Annotated in this window: 11 protein-coding genes; 7 read left to right on the forward strand and 4 right to left on the reverse strand. The window is 73.7% G+C overall.

Annotated features, from left to right (window positions below; translation table 11 throughout):
• Window positions 1-2: 2 nt before the first annotated feature.
• From ACFPYL_RS07920 to ACFPYL_RS07935, 4 genes are read left to right on the forward strand one after another with little or no spacing between them, the layout of a single operon-like run.
• On the forward strand, window positions 3-986 hold the full coding sequence (locus ACFPYL_RS07920; protein ID WP_379152688.1) for an AAA family ATPase: 984 nt from the start codon (window positions 3-5) through the stop codon (window positions 984-986).
• Window positions 983-2,281, forward strand: coding sequence for a DUF58 domain-containing protein (locus ACFPYL_RS07925; protein ID WP_379152690.1), 1,299 nt, complete (start codon window positions 983-985; stop codon window positions 2,279-2,281). The genes ACFPYL_RS07920 and ACFPYL_RS07925 overlap by 4 nt, the downstream gene beginning before the upstream one ends.
• A complete protein-coding gene (locus ACFPYL_RS07930) occupies window positions 2,278-2,820 on the forward strand; it encodes a hypothetical protein (RefSeq protein ID WP_379152692.1) in 543 nt (180 codons plus the stop codon). The genes ACFPYL_RS07925 and ACFPYL_RS07930 overlap by 4 nt, the downstream gene beginning before the upstream one ends.
• A complete protein-coding gene (locus ACFPYL_RS07935) occupies window positions 2,817-3,146 on the forward strand; it encodes an MGMT family protein (protein WP_379152694.1) in 330 nt (109 codons plus the stop codon). Before ACFPYL_RS07930 ends, ACFPYL_RS07935 begins: the two co-directional genes overlap by 4 nt.
• A 6-nt stretch (window positions 3,147-3,152) precedes the next feature.
• Here ACFPYL_RS07935 and ACFPYL_RS07940 read toward each other — a convergent pair whose 3' ends face one another.
• Window positions 3,153-3,983, reverse strand: coding sequence for a hypothetical protein (locus ACFPYL_RS07940; protein ID WP_379152696.1), 831 nt, complete (start codon window positions 3,981-3,983; stop codon window positions 3,153-3,155).
• A 139-nt stretch (window positions 3,984-4,122) separates the two neighbouring features.
• On the opposite strand from ACFPYL_RS07940, the gene ACFPYL_RS07945 reads away from it, so the two are divergent.
• Entirely contained in the window at window positions 4,123-4,710 is a 588-nt protein-coding gene (locus ACFPYL_RS07945; protein WP_379152698.1) for a hypothetical protein, read from the forward strand.
• Window positions 4,711-4,787: 77 nt separating this feature from the next.
• Complete coding sequence (locus tag ACFPYL_RS07950; RefSeq protein ID WP_379152700.1) at window positions 4,788-5,414, forward strand: hypothetical protein; 627 nt, start codon at window positions 4,788-4,790, stop codon at window positions 5,412-5,414.
• Here ACFPYL_RS07950 and ACFPYL_RS07955 read toward each other — a convergent pair.
• Genes ACFPYL_RS07955 through ACFPYL_RS07965 form a run of 3 tightly spaced genes read right to left on the reverse strand, consistent with a single transcriptional unit; the run spans window position 5,408 to window position 8,843 of the window.
• Complete coding sequence (locus tag ACFPYL_RS07955) at window positions 5,408-6,802, reverse strand: YlbE family protein (RefSeq protein WP_379152701.1); 1,395 nt, start codon at window positions 6,800-6,802, stop codon at window positions 5,408-5,410. The two genes, ACFPYL_RS07950 and ACFPYL_RS07955, sit on opposite strands and share 7 nt — an antisense overlap.
• Entirely contained in the window at window positions 6,799-8,196 is a 1,398-nt protein-coding gene (locus tag ACFPYL_RS07960) for an FdrA family protein (protein ID WP_379152703.1), read from the reverse strand. Before ACFPYL_RS07960 ends, ACFPYL_RS07955 begins: the two co-directional genes overlap by 4 nt.
• Window positions 8,193-8,843, reverse strand: coding sequence for a DUF2877 domain-containing protein (locus ACFPYL_RS07965; RefSeq protein ID WP_379152705.1), 651 nt, complete (start codon window positions 8,841-8,843; stop codon window positions 8,193-8,195). The genes ACFPYL_RS07960 and ACFPYL_RS07965 overlap by 4 nt, the downstream gene beginning before the upstream one ends.
• Before the next feature lie 75 nt (window positions 8,844-8,918).
• On the opposite strand from ACFPYL_RS07965, the gene ACFPYL_RS07970 reads away from it, so the two are divergent.
• Window positions 8,919-10,193 carry a PucR family transcriptional regulator gene (locus tag ACFPYL_RS07970; protein ID WP_379152707.1) on the forward strand — a complete coding sequence of 425 codons (1,275 nt, stop codon included), beginning with the start codon at window positions 8,919-8,921 and terminating at the stop codon, window positions 10,191-10,193.
• The last annotated feature ends 80 nt before the right edge of the window (window positions 10,194-10,273 follow it).

Consider the following 10,273-nt stretch of genomic DNA (forward strand, 5'->3'; position numbering starts at 1 on the left):
GCATGACCACATCGCCGCAGGCGACCCTGTCCGTCGCGGAGGCGGCCGAGCTGGCGTCCCGGGTCGTCACCGAGGTGGAGAAGGCCGTCGTCGGCAAGCGCGAGGCGCTGCTGCAGGTGCTGGCGGCGATCCTCGCGAAGGGCCACGTGCTGCTCGAGGACTACCCCGGACTGGGCAAGACCCTCGCGGCCCGCTCGTTCGCGCAGTCGCTCGGCCTGGACTTCCGGCGCGCGCAGTTCACGCCCGACCTGCTGCCGGCCGACCTCACCGGGTCGTTCGTCTACGACCAGCGCGAGGCCCGCTTCGACTTCCGGCCCGGACCGATCTTCACCGGGCTGCTGCTCGCCGACGAGATCAACCGCACGCCCCCCAAGACGCAGTCGGCGCTGCTGGAGGCGATGCAGGAGCGGCAGGTCACCGTCGAGGGCGAGACGTTCCCGCTGGCGGCCCCCTTCCACGTGCTGGCCACCGCCAACCCGATCGAGTACGAGGGCACCTACCCGCTGCCGGAGGCGCAGCTCGACCGCTTCCTGCTGCGGGTCAGCTTCGGCTACCCCTCGGCCGGGGAGGAGTACGACGTGCTCGCCCGGCGCCTGGAGCGACGCCAGGAGGAGGTCGAGCTCGAGCCGGTCACCGATGCCGCCGGGCTGCTCGCGATGCAGGCCGCGGTCGAGACCGTGGTCGTCGGCGAGGACGTCGGCCGCTACTGCGTCGACCTGGCCACCGCCACCCGCACGCACACCGACGTGCTCACCGGCGCGTCGCCGCGCGGCTCGCTCGGCCTGGTGCTGGCCGCCCGGGCGTTCGCGCTGATCCGGGGTCGCGACTACGTGATCCCGGAGGACGTCAAGGCGGTCGCCCGGCCCGTGCTCGCGCACCGCATCACCGTGCGCCCCGAGCTCTGGATGACGGAGGCGAGCGGCCGTGGCGTCGTCGACTCGGTCCTCGCCAAGGTGCCGACGCCGAGCACCCTCGAGCGCCGATGACCGAGTGGCGCCCGACGGCGGCGCTCGGCCGGGCGGTCTTCACCGCGGCGGTCGCGGTCGCCGGGGCACTGCTGGTCGGCGAGCCGGCGCTCGTCGTGCTCGCGGTGCCGTTCGTCGCGCTCGCGGCGCTGGGCCTGCTGCACCGGCCGAGGCAGGCGCCGCAGCTCACGACGTACCTCGACCACACCTCGTTGCACGAGGGCCAGGGCACGACCTCGCGGCTGACGGTCACGGACGCCAGCGACGCGGAGTACCTCACCCGCGCGTCCGGGCAGCCGGCGTACGTCGCGATGCGCCCGCACGGCGGGCAGGTCGGCGCACTGCTGTCCGGTCCGGACGCGGTCGGGCCGCCGGTCGAGATCAGCCCGCGCCGGTGGGGCCGTCGGTACCTCGGCGAGGAGAAGGTCGCGCTGATGTCACCGTGGGCGGGCTTCCGGTTCGGGCCGGTGTCGCTCGGTGGCCAGCACCTGCGGGTGCTGCCGATGGCGGCCGTCTACGACTCGCGCGCCGACGCACCGCAGCCGGTCGGCCTGGTCGGTGCGCACCGGTCGCAGCGGCCCGGCTCCGGCACGGAGCTCGCGGGCATCCGCCCGTTCGCGCCGGGGGACCGGCTGCGGCGGGTCAACTGGCGGGTCTCGCTGCGCAGCCGCGAGCTGCACGTCGTCAGCACCCGGGCCGAGGAGGACACCGCCGTGCTCCTGGTCGTCGACGCCCTCGCCGACCACGGCGCGTCCGACGGCGTCGACGGGGCAGCGAGCAGCCTGGACCTGTCGGTGCGCGCTGCCTCGGCCGTCGCCGAGCACCACGTCCGCTCGGGCGACCGGGTCGGGCTGCGGGTGGTCGGCCGCGGGCGTGAGCTGGTCGGCTACGGCACCGGCGCCCGGCACCTGCGGCAGATCCAGCACACCCTCGCCGGCATCCGGACCGGCGAGGTCGCCGAGGCCGAGGCCGGTGTCCTCCAGCTCGGCGTCACCGGGGGCACCGTGGTCGTCGTGCTCTCCCCGATGCTGGCCGAGTCGATCGGAGCGGTGGCCGCGGCGCTCACCCGTCGCGGTGTGCCGATCCTGGTCGTCGACACGCTGCCCGGCGACGTACGCCCCGGTGTCGCGCCGGGCACCGACCCCGACCTGGCCTCGCTCGCCTGGCGGATGCGCAGCCTCGAGCGGACCGTCGTGCTCCAGCGCCTGGCCGCGCTGGGCTGCCCGGTGGTGCCGTGGCGGGGACCGGGCACCATCGACGACGTCCTGCGGCGGCTCGCGCGGCGGGCCGCACAGCCGCGGGTGGTGGCGCGATGAACAACGTCTTCGGTGCGGTGGCCGAGCTGTCCCGCAGCCAGCTGGTGCTCCGGGTGCTGATCTTCATCGGCCCGGTCGTGGCCGTCCTCGCCGCCGGTCCCGCGGGACGCTGGCCGACCTGGTGGGTGGCGCTCGGGATCGTCGTGCTCTCTGGTGCTTTCGCGGCGATGCCCGAGACAGCCGTCGGCGCCGCCGTGATGCTCGCGGTGCTGGCCTGGTGGGCGGGCGCGCTCGACGACGGGCTGCACCCCGCGGTCCTGGTGGCGGCGACCGGGCTGCTGGTCTCCCACCTGGCCGCGCTGCTCGCCGGCTACGGGCCCGACCGGATGCCCGTGGACCCGGCGCTGGTCCGGCTGTGGGTGCGCCGCGGGGCGCTGGTGCTGCTCGGCGTACCTCTCGTGTGGGGGCTGGCACTCGCGCTCCGCGGCCAGCCGGAGCAGCCCGGCATCTGGGTGATCGGCGTCGCGGCCGGCCTCGTGGGGACCGTCGCGGCAGCCGTGGCGCTGACGGCCGGACGGCCGCAGGAGGAGACGTCGTGAGCCTGGACTTCGAGGAGTACGTCGAGCTCGTGCTGCGCTGCGTCGAGACGGTGCCGCGCGGCCGGGTGACGACGTACGGCGCGATCGCGGAGGTCGTCGGCGCCGTGGTCGGCGGCGGTGGCCCCCGGCTGGTCGGCAACGTGATGGCGACCCACGGCAGCGGCATGCCGTGGTGGCGGGTCGTGCGCGCCGACGGCTCGCTGCCCCCGAGCCACCAGGACGAGGCCCGCCAGGCCTACCTGGAGGAGGGCACGCCGCTGCGCCCGTCGGGCAACGTCGACATCAAGGTCGCGCTCTGGCGACCGCCGACACCCAGCCGGACCTGACCCGGGTCAGTAGTTGTTGGCGTAGAACCGTGTGGAGTCCGCGAGCAGGCTCTTGTCGCCACAGAGCCAGGCCTTCTTCCGGATGCTCGTGAACGAGACGCCCCGCGACTGGCTGGTCGTGCTGCTGAAGCTGGCGGAGACGCCGATCCCCTTGAGCGACGCGGTCGCCGTGTAGCCCTCGCTCCAGTTGGCGCTCACCCACTGGCCTCGACGGAGGAAGACCTTGTGGTCGGGCTCAGAACCGCGGTGGCGGCAGCCCACGATCGTGCTCGGACCGGCGATCTTGTACTTCGCGCGGCCGCTCCACCCGAGCGGGAGGTAGCGGTACTTCGGTGACGCGGCGTAGCTGATGAGGCCGGTCCGCGGGTCCTTGGTGCCGCAGTAGAGCCGGTACTTCTGGTAGTCGTAGCGCGACACGACCTGCCGGTGCTGGTCGGGGCCGAGCGTCTTGAGGCTGATCGACAGCGTGTAGGACTTCGTGTAGCCGAGGCTGGCGCCGACCGACCAGTTCTTGCCCGCGTCGACGGTGACACCGCCGGCGAGCGCGGTGCTGACCCCGGTCCCGGTGACGAACTTGCCCTTCGTGTTGCTGCCGGTGTGGAGCTCGCCGATGGCGACCCACTCGTGCGTCTTCTTCCCGACGCGCTGGTACTTCGGATAGCCACCCGCGTTGCGCACGTAGTGGCAGTAGTAACCGTCCTCGGTCTCGAAGCCCCGGGCCGCGACCTGGGGTGACGACACCGCGTCGGGGGCGGCGCCGACGGCGGGAAGTCCGGGAAGGAGGGCTGTCGCGAGCGCGGCCGCGAGGAGGGCGGCACAGGTCCGAGTGAGTCGCATGCGTGGCCGATACCCGACCCACGGACCGGTCTAACCCGGTTGCAGCATCCTGCAACCGGTCGGACCGATGACCTGAACGGGCTATGTCCTCCGCCTTCGGGGCGGGTGACGATGCCGGGGTACCTACTCGGAGGTGGGCATGGGAACCAGCGGACGCCGGCTCAGTGGCCGGCAGGTCACCGTGATGTTCGTGGCGGGCTGCCTGACGCTCGTGCTGCTGCCGTGGGGCGCCTTCGCCGCGGGCAAGCAGATCGTCACCATCACCGGCAAGGGCGGGCACAAGGTCGCGGTGACCAAGTCCAACGCCCTCAAGGTGAGTGACGGCAAGGGCGCGATGACCGTCGACGGCAAGGTCACGGTGCAGGGCCCGGTGACGACGACCCAGGCCGGTACGCCTTTCCAGGTGGTCGGCAGCGGCGGGGGCGCCATCGTCGTCGGGCAGGGCAAGGTCGCCCTCACCGACCTGGTGATGAGCCAGACCAACACCGCGGTGACCCGGCTCAACGTGAGCATGCGGTTGCAGGCCGGCAACGCCGACTGCTCCACGACGAGCGGGCCGGTGCTCGGCCGGCTGATCGAGTACAGCTTCCTCCAGCCGGAGGAGATCCTGCCGGTCACGTTCACGACACCCGTCGTGGTCGAGGCCGACACGGTCTGCCTGGTGCCCTCGATCGGCAGCAACCCGGGGCTGTTCTTCAACTACACGGTCAACGGCTACACGTTGTAGGTCCGCCGCCGTACCCGCCGGCCGTTGTGTCAGCGGGCAGACAGAAGCCGGGCCGGCGCCGCGCCTACGGTCCCGGCATGACGACACCCACGAAGGCCGCGACCGCCGCCGTCCTCACGCTCATCTGCTGCCTGTCCGCCCTCCTGCTCCCGGCGGCGAGCGCGAGCGCCAACGACGAGGCCGTGGCGGGCGGCGGGTCCTGGCACCAGGTGCACTGGCACATCAACGCCTACCGGCAGACCGCCGGCGGCCAGGAGATCAGTGGCGTCAGCGGGAGGTGCTACGGCTCGTGGCGCGACCCGTCCGGTCAGTGCTTCGGCTACGGGGAGCGCAAGACCTGGCACGACTCCTTCCCGTTCCGGGGCTACACGCACATCGAGTGGAGCTCGCACCCGGCGGGGTGCCCGGACGTCCCGGGCGGTCGCGACCCGGCCGTCTGGGTGCACCAGGTCAAGATCAAGACCGGCTACCAGGGCACCGGCGAGGACAGCTTCCTGTGCGGCTGGGTCGACCGCGGCTGGAACACGATGGTCGTGACCGGGGGCAAGATCCGCGGGTACGACGGCTACCTGCACGACGTGCAGCCGAGCAACGGTCGGCTCGCCGAGCGCGAGCACGTGCAGGGCGGACCGCTCTACGTCTTCCTCGACGCCAGCCGCGACCAGGGTGCCGTCATCGGCCTCCGCGGGTGGATCCGCTACTGACGCGACCTGGTCAGGTCGGCCAGCCGCGCCAGGGCCTTCGGGAAGATCTCCGCGGGCGGGTTGACGAGCCCGGCGCCGACCTGACCGACACCGGCGACCTTGCCGGCCATGCCGGTGTTGATCTGCGGCAGGATCCCCGTGCGGCACACCTTCGTCACGTCGATGCCGGTCGGGGTGCCCTGGAACTCCAGCACCGGCACGGTCCAGCGCGGGTTCTCGCCGAGGGTGATCTCGTGCATCCGGCGGGTGGTGGCGAGCGCGTCCGGGACGGAGCCGCCGACCAGCCGGACGATCGCGGGTGCGGTCGCCATCGCGAAGCCGCCGATGCCGGCGGTCTCGGTGATCGCCGAGTCGCCGATGTCGGGGTTGGCGTCGTCGGGTCCGTAGGAGCCCAGGAAGAGCCCGTCGGCGAGCTGCGCCGGGCCGGTGAACCACTCGTCGCCGGTGCCCGCGACCTGGATGCCGAAGTCGGTGCCGTTGCGGGCCATCGCCACGACCATCGTCGACCCCTCGATGCCGCGCGCGGCGTCGAGCGCGAGCTTGCAGGCGGGCATCGCGAGATTGAGGAAGAAGTGGTCGTTGCTGCCCACGAAGCGCAGCGCCTCGGCGATGTCCGCGGGAGCCGCGCCGGACGTGACCATCGCCGGGGAGAGGTCGCGCAGCAGCATCAGGGTGCCGGCCCGGTTGCGGTTGTGGGCCTCGTCGCCCATCTGCAGCATCTGGGTGAGGATGCCGGTGACGTCGACCGGTCCGGCGCCGCGCACACCGGCGCGCAGCAGCGGACCGAGCACGTCGCGCATCCAGCGCAGGCGGGTCAGCACCTCGGGCCCGTAGGCGCCGTACCGCAGCACCTTGCCGAGCCCCTCGTTGAGCGAGCAGTGGGTACGCCGGCCGGTGGCCGCGTCCTCGAGCACGAACATCCACATGCTCGACGTGACGACGCCGGCCATCGGACCGACGGTCGAGCGGTGGTGGCACGGCTCGAGCGACACGTTGCTGCCGGACTCGAAGAGCGCGACCGCGTCCTCCGGGTCGTCCACGAGACCCTCGAGAGCGGCGCCGGCCATCAGGCCGCCGCGCAGCGGGCCGGACGCGCGGTCCCACGTGATCGGCGGGCCGGCGTGCAGGAACTCGCCGGGCTGGAGGCCGAGCACCTCCGACGCCGGAGCCACGTCGACCAGGGTCGCCGTGACGTCGAGCATCGCGGCGAGGGCTCGCTCGTTCGCCGTACGGCGGAGCGGGTCGGCGGCCACGGTCGCGAGATCGGCCTCGGTACCGGTCATCGGGGGGCGCCAGTCGACCCGGGTCACCGGGACGGCCTGGTCGGCGACGGCGTCGGCGAGCAGGTCGGCGCCGACGTTGACGACGGCCTCGGGGGTGGTGCTCACGAGGTGGCTCCGATCAGCTCGAGGGCGCGGCGGGTGGCGCCGGCGTTGGACAGGTGCACCTCGGCGCCGGCCTCGACGAGGGCGCGGACCTGGCGGTCCCGGCCCTGCGGGTCGGCGCCGGTGCCGACGACCGCGATCACCACCGGCTGCTCGACGGCCGCCACGGCGGGCGCGAGCAGTGCGGCCGGGTCAGGCTCGGCACCGTGGCCGAGCACGACGTCGAGAAGCAGCACTCCGGTCGCGGGGTCGGCGGCGGCGCGGGCGAGGTGCTCGAGGCGCAGGCTCGGGTCGATCATCGGGTGCGCGCGACCCGAGGTGTACTCGTCGTCGCCGAAGTCGACGAAGGTGTGCGGGCCGTCCCCGGCGATCAGCGCGGCCTCGGTCTTCAGGGTGCCGCCGACGAAGAGCCCGCGGATCGCTCCCGTCGCGGGGCTGGCCTCGCCGGCCACCGGCCACGTGGGCACGTCGCGGCCGAGGCGGCGCAGTACCGACTCGGCCGCGGCCGTCAGGTCGGGCCGTCCGGCACCGAGGAGCGCGAACTCGACGGGCGTCGAGAGGCTCGCGGCGTACGCCTCGATCTCGGTGGCGACGTCGGCGGCCGGAGGCTTGGAGACCACCACGATCAGCTCGATCGCCGGGTCGGCGTCGAGGCGGCGCATCGCCTCGCGGGTCGAGGCGCCGCGAACCTCCGAGGAGAGGTCGCGTCCGCCGACACCGAGCGCCGAGCCGACGCCGACCCCGGCGTGGTCGAGCAGGGCGAGCAGCTGCTGGCAGCCGGTGCCGGACGCGGCGACGATGCCGACCGGTCCGGGGGAGACGACGTTGGCGAAGCCGAGCCCGAGCCCGCCGACGACGGCGGTGCCGCAGTCGGGTCCCATGACGAGCACGCCGCGCTCGGCGGCCGCGCGCTTGAGCGCGACCTCCTGCTCGACGGGCACGTTGTCGCTGAAGACCAGCACGTCGCGGCCCGCGTCGACGGCGTCCATCGCCTCGACCAGCGCGCTCGGGCCGGGGACGGAGACGACGGCGATCGCGTCCTGGCCCTGGGATCCAGCAGAGCGACGCAACGCGGCGGTGGTGGTGCGGGGCGGGGCGATCTCGGACGGCCCGGCGTCGCGGCGGTTCGCGTCGCGCAGGGCCTGGTCGACGCCCGCGAGCGCCGCGGCCAGCGCGCCCTCGTCGGCGAGGCGCAGCGCGACGACCATGTCGTTGGTGGTCGCCTCGGCGGGCACCTCGAAGCCCATCTCGGTCAGCACCTCGATGTTGAGCGCCGTCGCCATCGCGACCTGGGCGGCGACCACCCCGTCGAGGCCCTGCACGGAGCGGCTGACCTGGAGCAGGGTGACCGAGTCGGCGTACGCCCCGGGTCGGAGCTCGACGTGGGTCTGCGTCATGCGGCACCTCTCATCTCGTGCAGGGCTAGCTGGGCTCCCTGGAGCAGGCCGCGCCCCGAGGTGTGCCCGACGGTCGCGAGGGTCGCGGTCCGGTCGGGGTCGTCGGGTGCGGCCAGCCAGGCCGCGAACTCGGGGATGACCTCGCCGTGCATCGCGCACTCCAGCAGCGTCGCGGAGAGCAGCGTCGTGCGCGGCAGGCAGGCCCGGACGGCGGCGTCGACGTCGGGCGTCTCGACACCGGCGGCCCGGTGGACCGCCAGCCAGCCGCACAGCACGTCGTCGTCGTACGGCGTCAGGCCGTCGCCCCGGCCGACCATCGCGGTGACGTCGCCGGGCGGCGGTGCCGCGACGCGGGCGCGGGGGAGGCGCGGCACGGAGACGTCGACGAGCCGGCCGACGGGCAGCGCCTCGTCGTCGAGGTGCAGCACGCCGTCGTGCAGCCGGGCGGTGACGACGTCGGGCAGGTACGTCGCCCCGGTGCGCAGCGCGCAGGGCACCGCGGTCGCCCGCGTCGACACGACGCCGACGCACCGGCCGGCGACCTCGACGTAGACGGCGTCCCGGCCGCGGTGCACCAGCGGCACCGGTCCGTCGGGTGTGGATCGCAGCAGGTCGCGCACGCGCGGAGGTGCGCTGACGGGGATCACTGCACCGACGCTATCCGGGGCGGTTACGGTTTGGGGATGTGAGGTTGTGCCAACGCCTACGCCGAGGGAGTGCAAGTGTTGATAACCGGTGACCGCGAGGAGCTCGCGAGCGCTGCGCTCGCGCGCATCGACGCGCTGCACAGCGGGCTCACCCAGATCGCCCTCGAGGGCGGCAACCTCGACGGCATCGCGGCCGAGGTGAGCCGGGTGCTCGGGCTCGGCGTGGCCTTCACGTCCACCGACGGCCGGGTCCGCGCCGAGGCACTCACCGACGACGACCGGTCGACCCTGGAGACCCACCACCTGCTCGACCCGACCGGCCGGATCCGGGTGGAGCGGATCGGCGGCGTCCCGGCGTACACGACCCGGGTCGCGGCCGGCGGCGTCGACCTGGCCCGCCTGGTCGCGGTGCGGGCCGACGAGCCGATCCCGGACGACGACGTGCACGCGCTCGAGCGCGCGGCCGCGATCGCGGCGCTGCTGATCACCCGTGAGGCCGCGGTCTCGGCGGTGGAGAACAAGTACCAGGGCGACTTTCTCCGCGACCTGCTGCTGCGCCGCAACGTCGACGCGGCGTACGTCGCCGAGCACGCCTCGACCTTCGGCTGGGACCTGGACCGGCCGGTCGTCGTGGTCACCGCCGAGATCGACCCTGCCCCCGACACGGCACCGGACGAGGAGCCGGTCTCGAGCACCCAGCGGCGTCAGTGGCAGGAGCGCTTCTCCGCCGCCTGGCGCCAGGTCGGCGACACCCTCGCCTCCGGCATCCCGTCCGCCGACTTCTCCTCCGAGGTCGTGGTCCTGCTGCCGCTGCTCGAGGGGGACGGTGAGCCGGTCGACGGCCACGGCGTCGTCCGCCGGGCGGTGACCGCGGTGGCTGGCGACAAGGGCGGCGGCCGGCGGCCGTTCTCCGTCGGGGTCAGCCGGGTCGCGCACTCCCTCGACGACCTGCCGGGTGCCTACGCCCAGGCCCGACGCGCGGTCGAGGTCGGGCGCCGGGTCAGTGGCGGCGGCTCGACGACGTTCTTCGACCAGCTCGGCCTGCACCGGCTGATCGCGCTGATCCCCGAGGGCCCGCAGGGCGATGCGGAGCTGCGCTCCTTCGTGCACGACGTCCTCGGCTCGCTGGCCGAGGCGACCACCGAGGCCGCTGACCTCCGCGAGACCCTGCAGGTGCTGCTGGACACGAACTTCAACGTCGCCGAGGCCGCCCGTCTCCAGTTCTTCCACTACAACACGATGCGCTACCGGGTCTCCAAGCTGGAGCGCCTGCTCGGTCCGCTGTCGACCGATCCGCACCTCCGCCTGGACGTCGCCGTGGCGTTGCGGGTCCTGGAGATCACCGGCTGATCACGCCTCGGTTACGCGCCATCAGCGCCCGCGGCGCGCCCACAACTGGTGCCATCACCAGCGGCGTTCCTTCGGCATTT

The sequence above is a fragment of the Nocardioides hankookensis genome (assembly GCF_042658885.1).
Lineage (GTDB): Bacteria > Actinomycetota > Actinomycetes > Propionibacteriales > Nocardioidaceae > Nocardioides > Nocardioides hankookensis.

Coding starts and splice junctions, on each gene's coding strand:
- ACFPYL_RS07945 (WP_379152698.1), top strand. CDS start 4,123: ATGGGAACCAGCGGACGCCGGCTCAGTGGCCGGCAGGTCACCGTGATG.
- ACFPYL_RS07950 (WP_379152700.1), top strand. CDS start 4,788: ATGACGACACCCACGAAGGCCGCGACCGCCGCCGTCCTCACGCTCATC.
- ACFPYL_RS07960 (WP_379152703.1), bottom strand. CDS start 8,196: ATGACGCAGACCCACGTCGAGCTCCGACCCGGGGCGTACGCCGACTCG.
- ACFPYL_RS07940 (WP_379152696.1), bottom strand. CDS start 3,983: ATGCGACTCACTCGGACCTGTGCCGCCCTCCTCGCGGCCGCGCTCGCG.
- ACFPYL_RS07930 (WP_379152692.1), top strand. CDS start 2,278: ATGAACAACGTCTTCGGTGCGGTGGCCGAGCTGTCCCGCAGCCAGCTG.
- ACFPYL_RS07925 (WP_379152690.1), top strand. CDS start 983: ATGACCGAGTGGCGCCCGACGGCGGCGCTCGGCCGGGCGGTCTTCACC.
- ACFPYL_RS07920 (WP_379152688.1), top strand. CDS start 3: ATGACCACATCGCCGCAGGCGACCCTGTCCGTCGCGGAGGCGGCCGAG.